Here is a 20,466-nt window from a genome sequence, read left to right on the forward strand (position 1 = left end):
TCACTGCCGGAACAAATCCCCACGACCTGCCGTTGGACGGGTCAGACAACTTGAGCGCAACAGGCTCAACTTCACTTGACGACGAGAGTCGCTCGGGTGCAGGCTTGAGTCGACCGCGCTCACCTGAGTCGAACAGGCTCAGGTCGGGCATGGAACGTTTTCGCGGTGCACATGCGCCGCGGCAGGAACATTGGAGGAAAATTATGGCTCGTGCGGTCGGCATCGACCTCGGAACCACCAACTCGGTCGTTTCCGTTCTGGAAGGCGGCGAGCCCGTTGTGGTCGCCAACGCCGAGGGGTCCCGCACCACCCCGTCCGTCGTCGCATTCGCGAAGAACGGTGAGGTTCTGGTGGGCCAGCCCGCCAAGAACCAGGCGGTCACCAACGTCGACCGCACCATCCGTTCGGTCAAGCGCCACATCGGCACGGACTGGACCGTGGCCATCGACGACAAGAAGTACACGCCGCAGGAGATCAGCGCCCGCACGCTGATGAAGCTCAAGCGCGACGCCGAGGCGTACCTCGGTGAGGACATCACCGACGCGGTCATCACCGTCCCGGCGTACTTCAACGACGCCCAGCGTCAGGCGACGAAGGAAGCCGGCACCATCGCCGGCCTCAACGTCCTGCGCATCGTCAACGAGCCCACCGCGGCCGCGCTCGCCTACGGCCTCGACAAGGGTGAGAAGGAACAGACGATCCTCGTCTTCGACCTCGGTGGCGGCACCTTCGACGTGTCCCTCCTCGAGATCGGCGACGGCGTCGTCGAGGTCCGCGCGACCTCCGGCGACAACCACCTCGGTGGCGACGACTGGGACGAGCGCGTCGTGAGCTGGCTCGTCGACAAGTTCAAGGCGCAGCACGGCGTCGACCTCACCAAGGACAAGATGGCGCTGCAGCGTCTGCGTGAGGCCGCCGAGAAGGCGAAGATCGAGCTGTCGTCCTCGCAGTCGACCTCGATCAACCTGCCGTACATCACGGTGGACGCCGACAAGAACCCGCTGTTCCTCGACGAGCAGTTGTCCCGCTCGGAGTTCCAGAAGATCACCGGCGACCTCCTCGAGCGCACCCGCGCTCCGTTCCAGCAGGTCGTCAAGGACGCCGGCATCTCTGTCGGCGACATCGACCACGTCGTGCTGGTCGGCGGCTCGACCCGTATGCCCGCCGTCACCGACCTGGTGCGCGAGCTCACCGGTGGCCGCGAGCCCAACAAGGGTGTGAACCCCGACGAGGTCGTCGCCGTGGGTGCCGCCCTGCAGGCCGGTGTCCTCAAGGGCGAGGTCAAGGACGTGCTCCTGCTGGACGTCACCCCGCTGTCGCTCGGTATCGAGACCAAGGGCGGCGTGATGACCAAGCTCATCGAGCGCAACACCACGATCCCGACCAAGCGCTCGGAGACCTTCACCACGGCCGACGACAACCAGCCGTCCGTGCAGATCCAGGTCTTCCAGGGTGAGCGTGAGATCGCGGCGCACAACAAGCTGCTCGGCTCCTTCGAGCTCGGCGGCATCGCCCCGGCTCCGCGCGGTGTCCCGCAGATCGAGGTGACCTTCGACATCGACGCCAACGGCATCGTCCACGTCACCGCCCGCGACAAGGGCACCGGCAAGGAGAACACGATCAAGATCCAGGAAGGCTCCGGCCTGTCCCAGGAGGAGATCGACCGGATGGTCAAGGACGCCGAGGCCCACGCCGAGGAAGACCGCAAGCGTCGCGAGGAGGCCGAGGTCCGCAACCAGGCCGAGTCGCTCGTGCACCAGACCGAGAAGTTCATCAAGGAGAACGAGGACAAGGTGCCGGCCGACGTCAAGGAGAAGGTCGAGGCTGCCGTCAAGGAAGCCAACGACGCCCTCTCCGGCTCGGACATCAACGCGGTCAAGGCCGCCGTCGAGAAGCTCGCGACCGAGTCGCAGGCCCTCGGCCAGGCCATCTACGAGTCGCAGGCCGCCGACGGTGCCGCTGCCGGTGACGGCGCAGCTGCAGGTGCCGACGACGTCGTCGACGCCGAGGTCGTCGACGAGCCGAGCGATTCGGAGAAGAAGTGACTGCCGACAAGCCCGAGCAGGAACCGGTGACCGTCACCGACAAGCGACGGATCGACCCCGAGACCTTCGAGGTGCGCGACCCGGCCGACGAGCCGCGCGCCGAGGAGGGTGAGGTGATCGAGTCGGTTCCTGCGGAGGGTGAGGCCGAGAAGGCCGAGCAGACCGAGGGACAGTCGCAGGAGGCGAAGGAACTCGCCGAGCGCACCGCCGACCTGCAACGGGTGAGCGCGGAGTTCGCGAACTACCGGCGCCGCGCCGAGGCGCAGCGCACGGCCGTCGCGGAGGAGGCCAAGGCCTCCGTCGCAGCGAAGTTCCTCGACGTCCTCGACGACCTCGACCGGGCCCGTGCCCACGGCGACCTCGAGTCGGGTCCGTTGAAGGCATTGTCCGACAAGCTCACCGGCGTGTTCGACTCCCTCGGGCTGGCTGCATTCGGTGTCGAGGGCGATGCCTTCGATCCCGAACTGCACGAGGCCGTCCAGATGGAAGGCGACGGCAACCATCCGGTACTCGGGGCGGTGCTCCGTAAGGGCTACCGCTTCGGCGACCGCATCCTGCGGCACGCGATGGTGACGGTGACCGACGGCGATCCGGTGGATACGCCGTCGGGCGGGTCCGGCACAGAGTAAGAACAAGAAGACGCGAGAGGAGGAGACGCCCGGTGAGCCAGCGGGAGTGGATCGAGAAGGACTTCTACAAGGACCTGGGCGTCTCCCCCGACGCGACGCAGGACGAGATCAAGAAGGCCTACCGGAAACTGGCACGGGATCTGCATCCCGATGCCAACCACGGTGACGCGAAGGCCGAAGAGCGCTTCAAGGCCGTCAGCGAGGCCAACGCCGTCCTGTCGGATCCGGCCAAGCGCAAGGAATACGACGAGACCCGGCGCATGTTCGCCTCCGGTGGTTTCCCCGGCGGCGGTGGCTTCCATGCCGGCACCGGTGGTTTCTCCGGCGGCACCGGAGCGACCTTCGACATCGGCGACCTGTTCGGCGGTGGCGGCGGCGACGGCGGGCTCGGCGACCTGTTCGGCGGACTGTTCAACCGCGCCGGTGGTGGCACCGCTTCCACCGCCGGCCGTTCGCGTCCGCGCCGCGGGTCCGATGTCGAGACCGAGACGACCCTCGACTTCCGCGACGCCGTTCGAGGCGTCACTGTTCCCCTGCGGATGACCAGCCCGGCGCCGTGCACCACCTGCCACGGCAGCGGTGCCCAGCCGGGGACGAGTCCGCGGGTGTGCCCGAACTGCAACGGAAGCGGTGTCGTATCCCGCAACCAGGGGGCGTTCGGTTTCTCCGAGCCCTGCGACGACTGCCGGGGCAGCGGATCGATCATCGACAATCCCTGCACCGACTGCCGCGGCACCGGTGTCCAGAACCGCACTCGCACCATCACCGTGCGCGTGCCCGCCGGCATCAAGGACGGTTCGCGTATCCGTCTCGCCGGCCAGGGTGAGGCCGGATTGCGCGGTGCCCCGTCGGGCGATCTGTTCGTGACGGTGCACGTGCGACCGGACCGCGTGTTCGGCCGTGAGGGCGACGACCTCACCCTCGTGCTGCCCGTCAGTTACGGCGAACTCGTCCTGGGCGCGACCGTCTCGGTGCCGACGCTCGACGGCCGGGTCGGACTGAAGATTCCCGCGGGAACGGCAGACGGTCGGGTGCTGCGCGTGCGTGGCCGTGGCGTTCCCAAGCGCGGTGGCGGCGCCGGAGATCTGCTCGTGACCGTGAAGGTCGCGATCCCGCAGAATCTCGACGAGAAGGCGACAGAAGCACTTCACAACTATCTTCGTGCAGAAGAGGCAGGCGGTTTCGATCCTCGAGAGGGATGGGCAGGTGCGTGATGAGCGAGACGAGAATGCCGCGGGATCTGTCACCGGACCCCGATGCGCGCGTCTACGTCATCTCGGTGGCAGCAGAACTCGCCGGGATGCACGCGCAGACGCTGCGTAACTACGACCGACTCGGACTCGTCACCCCGCACCGCACCAGCGGCGGCGGCCGCCGGTATTCGCCGCGCGACGTCGAACTGCTGCGCGAGGTGCAGCGCCTCTCCCAGGACGAAGGTGTCAACCTCGCCGGGATCAAGCGGATCATCGAATTGACCAACCAGGTCGAGGCGCTGCAGCATCGCGTCGCCGAACTCAACGCCGAGGTCGTGCAGTTGCGTTCGACGCGCGGCGATCTGGTGCCGGTGGCGCGCAGCAACGCCCTCGTGGTCTGGAAGCCGCGCAACAGACGGGACTGACCGCACCGCGGTCGAGCGGGACCGACCGCACCGCGGTCGAGCGGGACCGACCGCACCGCGGTCGAGCGGGACTGATCGGACGATTTTCTCCCGCACAGCGAGACGAGCGTGTCGCGACCCTTCGCCTCCTGCCTAGTGTGGCGTGTTCCACACGAACGGTCGACGGAAGGCAGCAGTCATGGCGGAGTGGGCGGAAGAATGCGACGTCCTCGTGGTGGGGTCGGGAGCCGGAGGGTGCTGCGGTGCGTACACCGCTGCACGTGAAGGACTCTCGGTGATCCTCGTCGAGGCGTCCGAGTACTTCGGCGGCACCACGGCGTATTCCGGTGGCGGGGGTGTCTGGTTTCCCACCAACGCGGTCCTGCAGCGTGCCGGTGACGACGACACCATCGAGGACGCGCTGACCTACTACCACGCGGTCGTCGGCGACCGCACCCCGCGCGAGCTGCAGGAAGCCTATGTCCGCGGCGGCGCCCCATTGATCGACTACCTGGAATCCGACGACGACCTCGAATTCATGGTCTATCCGTGGCCCGACTACTTCGGCAAGGCCCCGAAGGCCCGTGCCCAGGGCCGTCATATCGTTCCGTCGCCGATGCCCGTCGCCGACGATCTCGAACTCAACGAGTCGATCCGTGGCCCGCTCGGCCGCGAACGCAACGGTGAGGCTCTGCCCGATGTGCTCATCGGTGGTCGCGCCCTCGTCGGCCGATTCATCATCGCCATGCGCAAGTACCCGAATGTGGAGCTGCACCGGAACACCCCGCTCGAGGAACTGATCGTCGAGGACGGTGTGGTGGTGGGCGCGATCGTCGAGAACGACGGTGAGCGGCGGGCGATCCGCGCTCGCAAGGGTGTCGTCCTCGCCGCCGGCGGTTTCGATCAGAACGACGAGATGCGCAGTAAGTACGGCGTGCCGGGCGCTGCGCGGGACTCCATGGGTCCGTGGTCGAATCTCGGCAAAGCACACCAGGCGGGTATCGCCGTGGGCGCCGATGTGGATCTGATGGGCGAGGCCTGGTGGTCGCCGGGTCTGACCCATCCGGACGGACGCTCGGCGTTCGCACTGTGCTTCACCGGCGGCATCTTCGTCGACCAGGACGGCAAGCGGTTCACCAACGAGTACGCGCCCTACGACCGACTGGGCCGTGATGTCATCGCCCGCATGGAGCGCGGTGAGATGACCTTGCCGTTCTGGATGATCTACGACGACCGGCGCGGCGCGGTTCCGCCGGTCGGGGCGACGAATGTGCCTCTCGTCGAGACCGAGAAGTACATCGACGCGGGGCTGTGGAAGACCGCCGACAGCCTGGAGGAACTCGCCGAGAAGATCGGAGTGCCTGCCGAGACCCTGCAGGCGTCCGTGGCGCGATGGAACGAGTTGGCCGCGAAGGGCGTCGACGAGGACTTCGGCCGCGGTGACGAGCCGTACGATCTGGCCTTCACCGGCGGCGGGTCCGCACTGGTTCCGATCGAACAGGGACCGTTCCACGCGGCGCAGTTCGGCATCTCGGACCTCGGCACCAAGGGCGGGTTGCGGACCGACACGGTCGGCCGTGTGCTCGACGGCAACGGCGAACCGATCCCCGGGCTGTACGCGGCGGGCAACACGATGGCCGCACCGAGCGGCACCGTCTACCCCGGCGGCGGCAATCCCATCGGCGCGAGCGCGTTGTTCGCACACCTGTCCGTGATGGACGCGGCGACGCGCTGACGCATATACGACCGGGCCCGGAGGGATACGCAGGTATCCCTCCGGGCCGGGGTCGTGTCAGGGACGGGTGACGGCGAAGTCCGCTGTCATGAACGGATATCCGTCCTCCACGGTCGTCGCGACCGCGAATCCGTGCCGGTTGACGCCTTCGATGTGGGTGCCGTCGCCGTTCGCGACGCCTGTGCCGTAGTTGTTGGCCATGAGCGCCACGGTCGCGTCGCCGGGCATCGTGTAGTCGATCTGGATTCCGAACCCGCGCCGGTCGGCACTGCTCGCCGACACCGTCTCGGTGGAGCGGGCCGGAACCACGGTGGCCGGTTCGTCCACCCACGTGCCGTAGGGATTGTCCTTCGACGTGAGGACCATCGGTGCGTCGGTGTCGTTGTGGATCGTCACCGAGATGGTGGGTCCGTCGGTGGGTAGCGAATCGGCGGTCGCGGTGGCCGGTGCGGTGAGTGCCGCCGCAGCGGCGAGAACTGCTGCGGCGACAGCGCGGGTGCGGTACATCATCGTGCTCCTGGCGGTTGACGACTCGTGGTTCACAGCCGTGCCTGGCCGGCCGCCAAAGTGTACCCGCCGGTAGCCTGACGCGTCAGTCTTCGACGATCACGCCGGGACCAGGTCGCTGACCTGGGCAAGTAGTTCGAGCGAGCGCAGCCACGCCTCGCGTCCGGGTGCCGACGACACGACGATCAGTTCGTCGGCCTGCGCGCGTTCGGTGAACCGGTCGAGGTACTCGCGTACCTCCTCCGGCGTACCCACGGCGGTGTACCGGAGCATCTCGAGCACCTGCATGCCGGCGGGGGAGTCGAGCAGCATGTCGATCTCCTCCTCGGTGAAGGTGCGTCCGCGTCCGACCATCTGCACGACCCGTGCGCGCTTGGTCGCCTCGAGCAGGGACTGTGCTTCTTCGGTGGTGTCGGCGGCGATCACACCGACTCCCGCGATCACGTGCGGCTCCGGATGGTCGGGGGAGGGCTGGAACTCGCGGCGGTACAGTCGCACCGCGTCCTCGAGTGCCTGCGGCGCGAAATGCGACGCGAACGCATACGGAAGCCCGAGCAGCGCAGCGAGTTTTGCCCCGAACAGCGACGACCCCAGGATGTACAGCGGCACGTCGGTGCCCTTACCGGGAATCGCGTCGACTCCCGGTATCCGCGACTCGCCCTTCAGGTAGGCCTGTAGTTCGAGGACGTCCTGCGGGAAGCTGTCGGCCGACGTCGGGTCGCGTCGCAGCGCGCGCATCGTCTTCTGATCGCTGCCCGGCGCGCGCCCGAGACCGAGATCGATGCGGCCGGGGTGCAGCGTGGCGAGGGTGCCGAATTGTTCGGCGATGGTCAGCGGCGAATGGTTGGGCAGCATGATGCCGCCCGCGCCGAGGCGGATCGACGAGGTGTGCGCGGCGACGTGCGCGATGAGCACGCTCGTCGCCGACGAGGCGATCGTCGGCATGTTGTGGTGCTCGGCGTACCAGATCCGCTTGTAGCCCCACTGCTCGGCGAGCTGGGCCATCTTCACGCTGGCGTCGAAGCTCTCGCGGGCGGTCTCGCCCTTGCCGATGTGGGCGAGGTCGAGGATGGAGAGGGGAACGGTCACCGGTAGTCCTTCGCGTCGGGGCCCGGTATCGGCCGCCGGGCACACCTTCGGAGCAACCTCGGCCGGTGACCGTCTATTCCCGTCACCTCCGTTCGAAACCGCCGTAGGTTCCCTGGAAGAACAACAGAGGGCCGTTGGTGTGCAGCGATGTCAGGCCGGTGACCCGGGCCAGCACGATCGTGTGGTCGCCGGCGTCGTACTCGGTCTCGACGGTCGCCTCGACCCGCGCGAGAGCTCCCTTGATGGCAGGCGCACCGTTGTCGCCCGGCTCCCAGTGCACGCCGCGGAACTTGTTCCCACCGCTCACCGCGAACGCACCACACAGCGTGCGTTGGCTCTCGGACAGGACGTTGACGGCCAGGGTGCCCACCTCACGGATCTTCGGCCAGGTCGTCGACGTGCGTGCGGGGCAGAACGAGATGAGCGGCGGATCCAGCGATACGGACACGAACGACTGGCATGCGAACCCGAGAGGTTCGTCGCCGTCGAGAGCCGTGATCACGGTGACTCCCGTGCAGAAATTGCTCATCACGTCGCGGATCCGTCGAGGATCCAGCACCGCATGCTCGGCTGTCATCGAGAAATCTCCTATCGGTCGGCGTTCGTTCCAGTGTCCGTCACCGACGGCACAGTGTGCGAACCGTGTCCCGCCGACCGGTCAGCGAACACGCATGTCGCCGGGAGCCCAGACGGCCCGCATGCTGGTGATGCGTCCCTCGTCGTCGAAGGTCATGACGTCGATCGGTTCGACTTCGTAGGTCTGCCCGCCCGCCTTCGTAACCACTCGGAAGTGGAAGGCCGCGGTCGACCCGCTGATCCTCAGCGTGAGCAGTTCGGTGGTGTTCTCCGTGGCCTCGACACCCTTGTAGAACTCGGCGATGGCTGCCTTGCCGACGCGGGGTTCGCTGCCGGCAGGATCTTCCAGGGTGGCGTCCTCGACGTACAGTGCGGCGATGTCGGCGGCAACACCGGCGGCGACGGCGTCGAGATAGGCGTGCACGGTGGCGCGGATGCGCTGTGTACGGGCGTCGGCGTCGGAAACGGTCACGGTCGCTCCTGTGTGGTGCGGGACGAAAGGTGTCGCGCCGACGCTAGCGACCTCTCGGCGCCCGGCATCGATGCTCTCCCGGCCAGCGGGAGATGTCGGGGTCACCGCTTCTCGAGATGGCCGAATTCCCTGCCGAACAGTTCGGCGAGGGCGAGGAGCTGGTCGCAGTAGTGGTCGGCGGATCCGGCGTCCACACCGGCGCCGACAATCGTCGCACCCGCTGCAATCGCCCGGTCGAGCCGCCTCCGCGTCGTGTCGGGATCGCCGAGCGGGTCGAGTCGTGCGGCCGACAGCACGACATCGAAGCTGGGCGGCGGTTGCCTCTTCGCGAGCATCGTCTTCACCTCGTCGAACGCCAGACCGAAAGGCACCCAGCCGTCTCCGAACTCGTATGCGCGTCGCAGGGAACGCGGGGTGCGGCCGCCGATCCACATCGGAACCCGCGGTTGCACGGCGCACGGTTCGACGACCACATCCGCATACTCGAAATACTCTCCACGATAGGAGGGTTCGCGCTTCGACAAGGATTCGCGCAGAGCCGAGAGGGCGTCGTCGGCCCGGGCGCCGCGCTCCGTGAAGGGGACGTCGAGCAGGGCGAACTCCTCCTCGAGCGAACCGACACCGAGCCCGAGGACCAGACGTCCCGCGCTGACGGCGTCGAGTGTGCCGTAGCGTTTGGCGATCTCCAGCGGATGGTGGTAGCCGAGGACGAGGACCTGGGTCACGAGCCGGATCCGTTCCGTGCGGGCCGCCAGGAAGCCGAGGGTCGCCAGCGGATCCCAGTACGTCCCGCCCCGCGTCTCGGCTACCGGCACCGGTACGGCGACGTGCTCGCTGCAGGTGAGGTGGTGGAATCCTGCACGATCGGCGACGACCGCAATCTGCGACAGTTCCTGGATACCCGCATCGGCCTCCCATTCCGCGGAGACCCCGGGGACCCGGGTGACGATCGGGCTGGTGATTCCGATGCGTACCGCCGCGTTGCGGTTCGATCCGTCGCTCATCGCACTCCTTCATAGATCGGTCCGAGTGGGAGTGTGCGCTCGGATGGGCCCGCGGAGCACGTCCGGTCCCGCTCGCCGATACACGGCCCGCTGGACGGGACATCGCCTTCCTGGGCGTTCGGCCCTCGACCTAGCGTGGCCTCACCTATCGACTGCCGAGGAGACCGACATGCCGATGCATCCCGAAGTGGCGTCCATGCTGGAGGCCTTGGAGGCGGGCTTTCCGGACGTCACGGCGATTCCGCCGAGGGAACTTCGGGAGATCATCCGCAGCGGCCGGGCGCCGCTCGAGCACCTGCCCGCCATGCGGGAGGTGCACGATCTCGTCGTCGACGGACCAGGAGGCGGTCTTACTCTGCGGCTCTACCATCCAGGGTCATCTGAGGTCGTGCTTCCGGTGGTGGTGTTCGCGCACGGTGGGGGATTCGTCTTCTGCGACCTCGACAGTCACGACGAGTTCTGCCGGTCGATGGCGGAGGGGGTGAGGGCCGTCGTCGTGTCCGTCGACTACCGCCTGGCCCCCGAACATCCGGCGCCGGCCGCGCACGACGACATGTTCGCGGCGCTCGAATGGACGGCTGCGAATATCGCGTCGTACGGGGGAGACCCGGCGCGCATCGTGCTCGCCGGCGACAGTGCAGGCGGGAATCTCGCCGCGACCGTCGCCTTGGCCGCCCGCGACAGGGGCGGGCCGACGGTGCTCGGCCAGGCGTTGTTCTACCCGGTGATCGACGACGACTTCGACACCGAGTCGTACCGGAAGTACGGGACGGGCTACTACAACTCCGCTGCGGCGATGCGGTGGTACTGGGAGCAATACGCACCCGACGGCACTGACGATCCCCGCCTGATCCCGACCCGCGCCGAGTCGCTCGACGGACTGCCGTCGGCGGTCGTCGTCGCCGCCGAGCTCGATCCGCCGTGTTCGTCCGGCGACGACTACGCCGACCGTCTCGCCGCCGCCGGGGTGCACGTGCAGCACCGGAGATTCGACGGTCTGTTCCACGGATTCCTGACCTTCCCCGCGATGTCGCTCACCGAGCCGGCGCGGCAGGAGGTGTGGAAGATGATGCGCCCTCTGCTCGACGACCGGATCTCCCGGTGAACGGGACGATCCGCCTCCGGTCCTGAGGAACTGCCCTACCGTCCCGCAGACAACGATGTGAAGGAGACAACCGATGGCCACGACACCCGTACCGGCCGCGACCCCCGCCCGCGACACCACTGTGGACCTGCTCGTGATCGGGTCCGGTACCGGCCTGGCTGCCGCACTCACTGCACACGAAGCGGGGCTGTCCACCCTCATCGTGGAGAAGTCGGAATACGTCGGCGGATCCACCGCGCGTTCGGGTGGTGCCTTCTGGGTGCCGGCCAATCCCGTTCTCGTGGAGTCGGGTTCGGGAGACACCGTCGAACGCGGCCACACCTACGTCCGGTCGGTCGTGGACGGTACCGCTCCGGTCGAGCGGGGTGAGGCGTTCGTCGACCACGGTGCCGAGACCGTCGAGATGCTCCGCCGCACCACGCCCATGAAGCTGTTCTGGGCGAAGGGCTACGCCGACTACCACCCCGAACTGCCCGGTGGCTCGGCCGTCGGACGCAGCTGTGAGTGCCTGCCCTTCGACCTGTCGGTGCTCGGTGAGGAGCGCGGCCGCCTGCGTCCCGGCCTCATGGAGGCGGGCCTGCCGATGCCCACCACGGGCGCCGATTACAAGTGGATGAACCTCATGCTGCGCGTGCCGCACAAGGGTTTTCCGCGCATCTTCAAGCGACTGGCGCAAGGTGTCGCCGGACTCGCGATGAAACGTGAGTACGTCGCCGGTGGGCAGGCGATCGCCGCGGGGCTGTTCGCGGGTGTGCTGAATGCCGGTGTGCCCGTGTGGACCGAGACCTCACTGGTGCGTCTGGTCACCGAGGGTGATCGGGTAACCGGTGCCGTCCTCGTACAGAACGGGCGGGAGGTCACCGTGACCGCGCGTCGCGGTGTGGTGCTCGCCGCCGGCGGTTTCGACCACGACATGGCGATGCGGCACAAGTTCCAGTCCGAGAGTCTGCTCGACCACGAGAGCCTCGGCGCGGAGACCAATACCGGCGATGCGATCAAGGCGGCACAGGAGGCCGGCGCGGCTCTCGACCTCATGGATCAGGCCTGGTGGTTCCCCGCCGTCGCGCCGACCCGACCGGGCAGACCTCCGATGGTCATGCTCGCGGAGCGTTCGCTGCCGGGCTCGTTCATCGTCGACCAGACCGGGCGGCGATTCACGAACGAGTCGTCCGACTACATGTCGTTCGGACAGCTCGTTCTCGAACGCGAACGTGCCGGCGATCCGGTCGAGTCGATGTGGATCGTCTTCGACCAGAAGTACCGCAACAGCTACGTGTTCGCGGCCGGGGTGTTCCCGCGTCAGCCGCTGCCGGAAGCCTGGTACAAGGCGGGCATCGCCCACCGTGCCTCCACCGCCGAAGAACTCGCGGCGTCGATGGGGGTACCGGTCGACACCTTCGCAGCAACCTTCGGAAAGTTCAACGACGATGCCGCAGCGGGAACGGATTCCGAGTTCGGCCGTGGACGCAGCGCCTACGACCGCTACTACGGCGATCCCACGGTGCAACCCAACCCGAACATGCGGCCCCTGACCCACGGACCGCTCTACGCCGTGAAGATGACCTTGAGCGATCTCGGCACCTGCGGTGGCGTGCGCGCCGACGAGCGCGCGCGGGTCCTCCGGGAGGACGGTAGTCCGATCGCCGGTCTCTACGCGATCGGCAACACTGCCGCCAACGCCTTCGGACACCGTTATCCCGGCGCCGGCGCCACGATCGGACAGGGCCTGGTGTTCGGGTACATCGCAGCCCGCGACGCGGCTCAGTACGGGTCGTAGCGGATGTTCTCGATCGGGGTTCCGGTCTCGATCAGACGCTGAGCGGTGGTGCGCACCATGGCCGCCGGCCCGCACACGAGCACCTGGTGGTCGCCGAACGCGCCGTAGGACGTGACGACCTCGTCGATGCTGCCTTCGAGCAGTTCTTCGGGGTCGGGGCCGAACTCGTCGATGCGCGGCGCGATGCGGTCGAACCACGGGTCGGGGACGTCCGGAATCTCGAGGGTTTCCACGACCGGCACCACCGTCAGCCATGGCAGCGCCTCCGACAGGAGGGTGAGCATGTCGGCGGCGTACAGGTCGCGCGGGTTGCGGGCGCCGGTGAACAAGAAGGTGCGGGGCGGTTCCGGCCGGCGCGCCGCGTCGAGGATCAACGACCGCAGCGGTGCGAGGCCCGTCCCGCCGGCCACCATGATGACGATGCGGCCGGTGTCGTCGATGTGGAGGTCGCCGCCGCGGGCCGCGCCGATCTGCCACACGTCGCCCGGCTGTGTGTCGGCGACGATCGCGCCGCTCACCCAGCCTCCCGGGACCGTGCGCACGTGGAACTCGAGCTTGCCGTCCAACGACGGCGGCAGAGCGGGTGAGAGGCGACGCGGCAGTGTGGGACGCTGGGGCACGGCGACGTCGACGTACTGGCCGGGGCGGAAATCGACGATCGCGTCGTCGCATTCGAGACGGACGACGGCGAGGTCGTGCCGGAGACGATGATGTTCGACGACGGTTGCGGTGACTGCCGTCTCGGTCTCGCTCGGTGACGGCGTGGCCGACTGCATGCGTGATCCCCCGGGTGTGCTGTGGCAACGAATCGGCGCCGTCGCCGGATGTGCCCAAGACTCTAGGCGAGAAATCGCCGGAAAGGCAGAGTGGAACGTGTTTCAGTTTTCGGCCGGAACGGTTATCGTGACCATCGGCAGGTGATGGTCACCACAGCGGAGAACGCCGACCGGTGACGTCACATATCGGACCGTCACAGCACACCGGAAGGACGACCATGCCCGAGGAGTACGCCGACCTCTACCGTCCCGCATTCACGCCCGATCTCCTCATCACCGCACTCGATCGCAGCGCCGACCGGCCCGCGTTGCACCTCGGTGACGTCGTCCTCACCGGAGCCGAGATGCGCGCCGCCATCAGCCGGTTCCAGCAGGCGCTCGCCTCGGTGGAGGTCGGGCAGGGATCGGCCGTGGCGATGCTGTCCAAGAACCGGCCCGAGGTGCTCATCTCGATGGGCGCCACGATGGTCGCCGGCTGCCGCAACACCGCGCTGAACCCCATGGGTTCGCTCTCCGACCACCTGTACATCTCGACCGACGCCGAAATCGAGACTCTGATCTTCGACCCCCGCCACTTCGAAGAGCGTGCCGCGGAGCTGCGCGAGCAGGTGCCGACCTTGAAGAACTTGTTCTCTCTCGGTCCCTCCTCGGTCGGCACCGACATCCTCGCCTTGTCGGAGCGGTTCACCGAGCAGCGGCTCGTGTCCGCGCCCGTCGACATCGAGGACACCTCGTCGATCGTCTACACCGGCGGCACCACCGGGAAGCCGAAGGGCGTGATGGGCTCGTTCCGCTCTGGCGCGGCCCTCAATCAGATCCAGATGGCCGAGTGGCAGTGGCCCGAGCAACCCCGCTTCCTCGTCTGCACCCCGCTCTCGCACGCCGGTGCGGCCTTCTTCGTCCCGACGCTCCTGCGCGGCGGATGCCTCTACGTGCTGCCCCACTTCGACCCCGCGCTCGTGCTCGAAGTGATCGAGAAGCACCGCATCAACGCGACCATGCTCGTGCCGACGATGATCTACATGCTGCTCGACCATCCCGACTTCGACAGCCGCGACCTGTCGAGTCTCGAGACCCTGTTCTACGGCGCCTCGGCCATGTCGCCGTCCCGCCTACGCGAAGGGATCGAGCGGCTCGGCCCGATCTTCTTCCAGTTCTACGGACAGTCCGAATGCGGCATGACGATCTCGGTGCTGCGCAAGGAAGAGCACCTGGCCGACGATCCGGGTCGCCTCGCGTCGTGCGGTCGACCCGTGCCGTGGCTCGACGTCCGCCTGCTCGACGACGACCTGAACGAGGTGCCGCAGGGTGAACTCGGCGAGATCTGCGTGCGCGGCCCGCTGGTGATGAAGGGCTACCTGAACAAGCCGGAGGAGACCGCCGACGCGTTGCGCGGCGGATGGCTGCACACCGGCGACGTCGCGCGCGCCGACAAGAACGGCTTCATGACGATCGTCGACCGCAAGAAGGACATGATCGTCACCGGTGGGTTCAACGTCTTCCCCCGCGAGATCGAGGACGTCATCTCGTCGCACCCGGCGGTCGCGTCCGTGGCCGTCGTCGGTGTGCCCGACGTCAAGTGGGGCGAGGCCGTCAAGGCGTGTGTCGTGGTGCGTGAGGGGCAGTCGGTACCGGCAGAGGAACTGATCGAGAAAGTCCGTGCCGCAAAGGGTTCGGTGCACGCACCCAAGTCGGTCGATTTCCTCGACTCGCTGCCGCTGACGCCGCTGGGCAAACTCGACAAGAAGACGTTGCGGGCGTCCTATCGCTGACCGTCTTCGCTCGTTGTGTAGTCCCGGATCCTGAAACAGGTCTCGGCGACCGATCGCGGTCGCCGAGACCTGTTGCGTTTCAATTGTTTTCTGTCTCACCACTGGTGCGCGACGTCCAGCACCACCCGTGAACCGCTACCGGGGCCGTCGAGGGTGAACACCCGGAACGGCAGCCGGGCGCGCACTCCGACTCCGAGGGTCGTCTGGCCTTCGAAGCTGTTGGCCCACGCCACCTGTCGCAGAGTGCGGTAACCGCTGACGTCGACGACCTCGCGGCGGTTCGCCGGCACGTAGTACGCGGGAGCGAGAATCACCACCTGGAGGTAGGCGCCTCCGCGCAGTGGCACCTCGAACCCGGAACCGTCCTCGTAGACGGCGGGGACGTAGCCGACGCGGTAGCCCGCCGCGGGCCCGGCGAGATCGACGACGATCCGGTCGAAGCACTCGTGCCGTCCCGATCGCACGGCGGTGAACGGGGAGGTGACCATCGTCGGGTTCGATTTGTCGAGCGAACCCCAGGTGATGCCGCAATAGGGCGTTGCGGCGGACGCGGTCGGGCCGATCAGTCCGATCCCCGCGATGGCGACGACCATCGCGAGCCACACGTGAATCCTGCTCATGTCCGTTCCTCTGTGTGTGGCTGATGATGGGCTATCGCGAGGAGTGTGATCTGCGTTACATCATGCTTCTCTGCTCTGCCGTCGGATGAGGTCGTCGCAGGGCGTCCCTTCCAGCGTGGCGAACACCGGAGCGACGACATTGTCGAGCATCCTGGAGAACGCCTCGGTCCGGGCGAGTTCCCGCACGCCGAGCCGGCCGGTGGCGACCTGCTCGACGAGGCTCTTCAGGGCCGGGTCGTCGACGGCGCCCGCGATCGACTGCAGCGCGGTGACGACGTCGCGGGACAGTTCCGTGTCGCCGCGGGCGACGTCGACGACGATCTCTGGTTCGTTCATCGAATCTCTGTTCCTGTACGGACGGGTATGTCGTTCACGGCGAGGGAAGGCGAGGGATCTCGACGTTCTCGATCGTCGAGAGATGCCCGGTGAGCAGACCCATCAGGCCCTGCACGGCCGTCCACGTCGTGGTGTGGATCGTCATCGCCTCGGACCACAGATCCAGGATCTTCTTCAGCTCGGCCACGGACGTTCCGCCCACGATCACCGAGCCCGCGAGACCGACCCCGGTGGCGCTCGAGACGGTGACCGCCGCCCATTTGATCGCCGCGATGAGGGCGGCATCGGTTATCGCCGAGAGGATCTCGGCAAAAGCCTGACCTGCTTCGTACATGCCGAGCGCGACCCCTTCGAGTTGCTTCCCGATTTCGTGTACGGACCAGGCCTGCTCGCGCAGTGCATCCGCCAGCGTGTCGAGGTGGTGTCCGGCGGCGTCGCCCGAGGGTCCGGTCCACGACGCGATCGAGCTGCGGACGTCCCCGGCGGCAGTCGAGTAGGCACGATGGAAGTCGGCGAGCCTGGCGACTCCGTCGCTCGCCTGCAGCACGGCCGCCCAATCGCCCGCGTAATGTTCGGCGGCCCATGCGTACGGGTCGAGGTCCAGGACGTACTTGCACAGTTCGGCGACCCAGAAGCTGGGGCTCACGTAGTACAAACCCAGGGTGCGTTCGAGCAGGTCGGGCACCGGGTCCGAGGCGGTCGGCTGGGTCAGCGCCTCGATCGGGTGGACGTTCATCGGGCCGCGTCCGGGTTCGTCCGGGCGAGCCGTTCGGACGCCGCGAGAAGTTCCTCCTCGTAGATCCGTGCCGATTCGCTCAAGGCCACCGAAGTGGTGTCGGTGGCCCCGGCCATCTCCTGGTAGAGGGCCGACAACCGGGAGCGCACCCCGTTCACCCGCTCCACGACGTCGAGGAAGACGAACCCGCCGGTCTCCGGTGCCGTCAGCCAGGTCTCGGCATACCTGCGAGCACTCGCGGCCTGTTCGGCCAGTTCGCGCAGATGATGTGCTCCGGCACGTAGGTCGTCCGGTTGCACGTGCAACGTCGGTTCCGTCAAGACACCCCCCGAGTCGTGATCGGACGAGAGTGTAGGGCATCGACACGCCTGTCGCGACCGCCCGCTACACTCCCCGCCCATGAGATTCGGGGGGATCACGAAAGACGGTCGCGCGCATGTGCATCTGGAACTGAAGCGCCGCGACGATGTGAAGCCGGCACCGGAAGGGGGAGTGGATGTCTTCCTCACAGTGCGTGACCCGCTCCCACCGGTCTGCCCCCTTCACGGGGAGCCCGAGGTCCGGACTCTGCGCACCTGGGTGACGACGAAACGGAAGACCCGCCACACCCGTGGTCAGATCCGCATCCTCGGGGCCGAAACGGCTGCGAAGGCACACACCTTCCGTTCCCGCTCGAAGCACTGTTCGCGGCACATCACCGTCCGGATGCCGCTGTGCCGGCGCTGCGTCGTGGTGAATCGGGTGGCGCGAGGGTTCATGTCGTTCTTCCTCGGACTCTCGGCACTGCTCCTGCTCGTGGCGGTGATCATCGGCGCAGTCGGGGCGGCACCCGACAACGCGGCGCTGTTCACGATGGCATTCTTCGGGGGTCTGTGGTCGCCCGCCCTCGGCCTCGGAGTCTCGTACATCCGGCAGGGTTGGCTGGGGCTCGAAGCCCCCATCGACGCCTCCGTGCTGGTCGTCGCCGATGCGCACCCCAACTTCGTGCGTGCTTTCGAGAGCGGACGGGCGGGGAGCCCTCCCGTCCCCGCGCAACCGTACGAGCACTGATCGACGCAGTCGACCGCGGGGAGAAACCGTTCCGACGCGGGCGGTCTTTCACTGCCGGCGGCGTGCTGACATACTCCCTCGCATGGTGAACGGGGACGCCCAGCGGGTCGAAGTGCGGTTGGCGGTCGAGTATCCGGGTTCCGGAGCGACGAACACGCACGGAGACGGTTCGATTCGACCGACCGATCCCATTCCTCCGATCTGTCCGCGGCACGGCGAACCCGAAACCGGTCGTGTCCGAGTGACGGTCGCGGCCGAGGCGTCGGAGCCCCGCGGTGGGTCGAACCGGATCGGCTCGGCGCTCGAAGCCGCCTACACCGTGCAGGTCGCCGCAGTCGATTGGCCGGTGTGTGCCCGATGCGTCGCCGTCCGCACGCGGTGGCAGATCGCCGCCGCCGCGACCTGCACGGTCCTCGGCGTCATCTTCCTCGCACTGGTGTTCGCACTCGTACAGGGTGCCCCGAAGATCTACGGTCTCGCGCTGCTCAGCGTCTTCGGCCTGTCGTTCCTGCCGATCTACGTCGCCCTGCGGGTGCTCGAACCGAAGCGGGGAGCCCTGGGAATGTCGGTGGCGGAGGACGGTTCGGAACTCGTCGTGTCGCAGGCGCACCCGGAATTCGCACGGGCGGTTGCGGCGCAGCGGATGTAGCTGCCGGTCGGTTCTCCTGCGGCGTTGACTTCCGGAAGCGTCGGCTCATACTCGGAGCGGGGGGTCGATCGTCTCGTTTCACAGGCAGGAGAAGTGCCGTGAACATCGAACATTCCACTCCGGCGTCCGTCCCGGAACTCGGATCCGAGGAGAAGAAATCCCTTGCCGTGCGGGCCGTGATGATCATGGCGAACGGTGATCGCGCCGCGTTCGACGAGGTAGTGGCGGAGGACGCCGTCAATCACGAAGCCAAGAGCGAACCGCCCGCCGCCAGAGTGCACGGACCCGAAGGCTTCTTCGCGACCGCACTGTGGTTGCGCGATGCGTTCGCCGACCTGAAGTTCGAGGTCTCGAACGTCGTGGAGCAGGACGGTCTCGTCGTCGTCGAGGCCGTCATGTCGGGGCGGCACGAAGGCCTGTTCGCCACCTACGACGAATACGGGCGCGTCGATCAGGTGTTCGCGCCCACGGGAAAGAGTTTTTCGGTGCGTCAGGCCCATTGGTTGCGGGTGACCGGCGGAAAGGTGGTCGAGCACTGGGCCGTGCGCGACGATCTGGGTATGGCGACGCAGGCGGGCTGGGTGCCGCCGAACCCGGTGTCGTTGGTGCGGAACATCCTCGCAGCACGGAAACTGCGCAAACGGATCAGAGCGGATCGAAGCTGATGTTCTGACGCGGGGTGCCTGCCGCCGACAGCGCGTACAGCGTGGTCCGGATCATCGACGGCGACCCGGCGATCTGGATCTGACGGTCGGCCCACGTACCGAACTGCCCGGCGACCTTGCCGAGTTTGCCGTACACCGGCCGGTTGAGGCCGCTGGGTGGTTCCTTCACGGGAACCGGGTGCCACCAAGGGTTTTCCTTCTCCTCGAGTACGGGCACGATGGTCAGCCACGGGTTGGTCATGGCGATCTGCCACAGGGTCTCGAGGTCGTACAGGTCGCACGGATACTTGCCGCCGTAGAACAGGTGGACGCGCGGGTTGTCGCCGCGCATCGCCATCTCCATGATCTGCGCGCGCATGGGTGCGAGGCCGGTTCCGGAGGCGATCATCAGGACGTCCCGGCCGCTCTCGCGGTCGACGTGCAGGCCGCCGAGCGGCGGGCCGATCGTCCACCGGTCGCCCACGGCGGTCTCGCCGACGAGCGCGGGGCTCACCCAGCCGGTGGAGACCCGTCGCACGTGGAATTCGATCTGCCCGTGTGGATTCGGAGGAATGGCTGCGGACAGGTACCGCCACATGTGCGGACGCTGCGGGATCTGCACGCTCATGTACTGACCCGCGTAATAGGGGATGGGACTGTCGGACTCGAGCCGGATGATCGCCAGGTCGGGGAGCACGCGTTCGTGGCCGACGACTGTGGCACCCCACGATGCGGGCAGGTCGTCGGTGGCCGCGGCGGTCGCCATCGTCTCGACGAGCCGGTCGATCACCTCTGCCCAGGTGCGCTCGAGCGCGGCCGTCCACAGGATCAGCGGGGTGCATTCGCGGACCGCGGCGAGCAGCGCATTGCCGGCGACCCGGTAGTGCACCGGTTCGACACCGTACTTCCGGTGGTCGCGGGCGAGCTGGGCGAGGAACCTGTCGACGGTGTCGGGTTCGTGGAGACGGGCGACGACCCAGCCCACCGCGGTCGCGAAACGCTGCCGCATCGATTCCATACCGGCGGGGAACAGTGAGCGGATGCCGGTGGATTCGGCCCACATGGCGGTGTAGAACGCCGTCGCGAATCGTTCGGCCCCGGTCGGGGTGGCGATGATCGATGCGAAGCTGAGCTGAACCCGGGCGATGGCGAAAGCCTCCACGCCATCCTCCCTGTATCCGTGCTGCGCGAACGCCGCCACTGTAGTCGTTCGGAGGGCGCCGGGCCACCGACCACCAGGTTCGTCACAACCTACCGACGGTGTGTGACCAGAGTCACTACACTTAGGAAAGTTGAGCGGAACAAACTCAACTTACGATCAGTTGGATAGTTCGACACCGCCGAGAC

At 67.4% G+C, this 20,466-nt stretch carries 22 protein-coding genes; 11 read left to right on the forward strand and 11 right to left on the reverse strand.

Annotation, left to right across the window (positions count from 1 at the left end):
- Positions 1-203 precede the first annotated feature (203 nt).
- The 5 genes from dnaK to GON09_RS22420 all read left to right on the forward strand — a co-directional run bounded on the left by dnaK (position 204) and on the right by GON09_RS22420 (position 6,006).
- Entirely contained in the window at positions 204-2,045 is a 1,842-nt protein-coding gene (gene dnaK, locus GON09_RS22400; protein ID WP_213933796.1) for a molecular chaperone DnaK, read from the forward strand.
- Complete coding sequence (grpE, locus tag GON09_RS22405; RefSeq protein ID WP_213933797.1) at positions 2,042-2,674, forward strand: nucleotide exchange factor GrpE; 633 nt, start codon at positions 2,042-2,044, stop codon at positions 2,672-2,674. The genes dnaK and grpE overlap by 4 nt, the downstream gene beginning before the upstream one ends.
- Positions 2,675-2,706: 32 nt before the next feature.
- A complete protein-coding gene (gene dnaJ, locus GON09_RS22410) occupies positions 2,707-3,888 on the forward strand; it encodes a molecular chaperone DnaJ (protein WP_213933798.1) in 1,182 nt (393 codons plus the stop codon).
- Positions 3,888-4,292: a heat shock protein transcriptional repressor HspR gene (locus GON09_RS22415; RefSeq protein ID WP_016933859.1), complete on the forward strand. Its 405-nt coding sequence runs from the start codon at positions 3,888-3,890 to the stop codon at positions 4,290-4,292. The genes dnaJ and GON09_RS22415 overlap by 1 nt, the downstream gene beginning before the upstream one ends.
- Before the next feature lie 178 nt (positions 4,293-4,470).
- A complete protein-coding gene (locus tag GON09_RS22420; RefSeq protein ID WP_213933799.1) occupies positions 4,471-6,006 on the forward strand; it encodes an FAD-binding protein in 1,536 nt (511 codons plus the stop codon).
- A 57-nt stretch (positions 6,007-6,063) separates the two neighbouring features.
- Here the strand turns inward: GON09_RS22420 and GON09_RS22425 are convergent, their stop codons facing one another.
- The 5 genes from GON09_RS22425 to GON09_RS22445 form a co-directional block, all read right to left on the reverse strand.
- Complete coding sequence (locus GON09_RS22425; RefSeq protein WP_213933800.1) at positions 6,064-6,516, reverse strand: hypothetical protein; 453 nt, start codon at positions 6,514-6,516, stop codon at positions 6,064-6,066.
- 96 nt (positions 6,517-6,612) lie between these two features.
- The gene (locus tag GON09_RS22430) at positions 6,613-7,602 is read right to left on the reverse strand and encodes an LLM class flavin-dependent oxidoreductase (RefSeq protein WP_213933801.1); all 990 of its coding nucleotides are present in this window, start codon (positions 7,600-7,602) and stop codon (positions 6,613-6,615) included.
- An 82-nt stretch (positions 7,603-7,684) separates the two neighbouring features.
- Positions 7,685-8,179, reverse strand: coding sequence for a flavin reductase family protein (locus GON09_RS22435; RefSeq protein WP_213933802.1), 495 nt, complete (start codon positions 8,177-8,179; stop codon positions 7,685-7,687).
- An 81-nt stretch (positions 8,180-8,260) separates the two neighbouring features.
- The gene (locus tag GON09_RS22440) at positions 8,261-8,650 is read right to left on the reverse strand and encodes a nuclear transport factor 2 family protein (protein ID WP_213933803.1); all 390 of its coding nucleotides are present in this window, start codon (positions 8,648-8,650) and stop codon (positions 8,261-8,263) included.
- A 101-nt stretch (positions 8,651-8,751) separates the two neighbouring features.
- Complete coding sequence (locus GON09_RS22445; RefSeq protein ID WP_213933804.1) at positions 8,752-9,654, reverse strand: LLM class F420-dependent oxidoreductase; 903 nt, start codon at positions 9,652-9,654, stop codon at positions 8,752-8,754.
- 169 nt (positions 9,655-9,823) lie between these two features.
- On the opposite strand from GON09_RS22445, the gene GON09_RS22450 reads away from it, so the two are divergent.
- Together GON09_RS22450 and GON09_RS22455 are read left to right on the forward strand one after the other, a co-directional pair.
- Positions 9,824-10,759: an alpha/beta hydrolase gene (locus tag GON09_RS22450; RefSeq protein ID WP_213933806.1), complete on the forward strand. Its 936-nt coding sequence runs from the start codon at positions 9,824-9,826 to the stop codon at positions 10,757-10,759.
- Positions 10,760-10,832: 73 nt separating this feature from the next.
- On the forward strand, positions 10,833-12,536 hold the full coding sequence (locus tag GON09_RS22455; RefSeq protein ID WP_213933807.1) for a 3-ketosteroid-delta-1-dehydrogenase: 1,704 nt from the start codon (positions 10,833-10,835) through the stop codon (positions 12,534-12,536).
- Here the strand turns inward: GON09_RS22455 and GON09_RS22460 are convergent.
- Entirely contained in the window at positions 12,521-13,312 is a 792-nt protein-coding gene (locus GON09_RS22460) for an FAD-binding oxidoreductase (protein WP_213933808.1), read from the reverse strand. The two genes, GON09_RS22455 and GON09_RS22460, sit on opposite strands and share 16 nt — an antisense overlap.
- A gap of 218 nt (positions 13,313-13,530) precedes the next feature.
- Between GON09_RS22460 and GON09_RS22465 the strand changes: the two genes are divergently transcribed.
- Positions 13,531-15,084: an AMP-binding protein gene (locus tag GON09_RS22465; protein ID WP_213933809.1), complete on the forward strand. Its 1,554-nt coding sequence runs from the start codon at positions 13,531-13,533 to the stop codon at positions 15,082-15,084.
- 95 nt (positions 15,085-15,179) lie between these two features.
- Here the strand turns inward: GON09_RS22465 and GON09_RS22470 are convergent, their stop codons facing one another.
- The 4 genes from GON09_RS22470 to GON09_RS22485 are packed head-to-tail and all read right to left on the reverse strand — an operon-like array spanning position 15,180 to position 17,096.
- Positions 15,180-15,704, reverse strand: a complete 525-nt coding sequence (locus tag GON09_RS22470; RefSeq protein ID WP_244865610.1) for an AMIN-like domain-containing (lipo)protein — start codon at positions 15,702-15,704, stop codon at positions 15,180-15,182.
- A gap of 60 nt (positions 15,705-15,764) precedes the next feature.
- Positions 15,765-16,040, reverse strand: coding sequence for a hypothetical protein (locus tag GON09_RS22475; RefSeq protein WP_213933810.1), 276 nt, complete (start codon positions 16,038-16,040; stop codon positions 15,765-15,767).
- Positions 16,041-16,074: 34 nt separating this feature from the next.
- Complete coding sequence (locus GON09_RS22480) at positions 16,075-16,776, reverse strand: hypothetical protein (RefSeq protein ID WP_213933811.1); 702 nt, start codon at positions 16,774-16,776, stop codon at positions 16,075-16,077.
- Entirely contained in the window at positions 16,773-17,096 is a 324-nt protein-coding gene (locus GON09_RS22485) for a type VII secretion target (protein WP_244865611.1), read from the reverse strand. The genes GON09_RS22480 and GON09_RS22485 overlap by 4 nt, the downstream gene beginning before the upstream one ends.
- A 79-nt stretch (positions 17,097-17,175) precedes the next feature.
- Here GON09_RS22485 and GON09_RS22490 point away from each other — a divergent pair, with 79 nt between their 5' ends.
- The 3 genes from GON09_RS22490 (at position 17,176) to GON09_RS22500 (ending at position 19,140) form a co-directional block, all read left to right on the forward strand.
- Positions 17,176-17,826, forward strand: a complete 651-nt coding sequence (locus GON09_RS22490; RefSeq protein WP_213933812.1) for a hypothetical protein — start codon at positions 17,176-17,178, stop codon at positions 17,824-17,826.
- An 82-nt stretch (positions 17,827-17,908) separates the two neighbouring features.
- The gene (locus tag GON09_RS22495; protein WP_213933813.1) at positions 17,909-18,475 is read left to right on the forward strand and encodes a hypothetical protein; all 567 of its coding nucleotides are present in this window, start codon (positions 17,909-17,911) and stop codon (positions 18,473-18,475) included.
- Between the two features lie 98 nt (positions 18,476-18,573).
- Positions 18,574-19,140 (forward strand): ester cyclase, encoded by a 567-nt coding sequence (locus GON09_RS22500; RefSeq protein WP_213933814.1) that lies wholly within the window; start codon positions 18,574-18,576, stop codon positions 19,138-19,140.
- Here GON09_RS22500 and GON09_RS22505 read toward each other — a convergent pair.
- Positions 19,121-20,281, reverse strand: coding sequence for an FAD-binding oxidoreductase (locus GON09_RS22505; RefSeq protein ID WP_213933815.1), 1,161 nt, complete (start codon positions 20,279-20,281; stop codon positions 19,121-19,123). The two genes, GON09_RS22500 and GON09_RS22505, sit on opposite strands and share 20 nt — an antisense overlap.
- Positions 20,282-20,466 lie beyond the last annotated feature (185 nt).

This window comes from Rhodococcus sp. B50, assembly GCF_013602415.1.
Lineage (GTDB): Bacteria > Actinomycetota > Actinomycetes > Mycobacteriales > Mycobacteriaceae > Rhodococcus.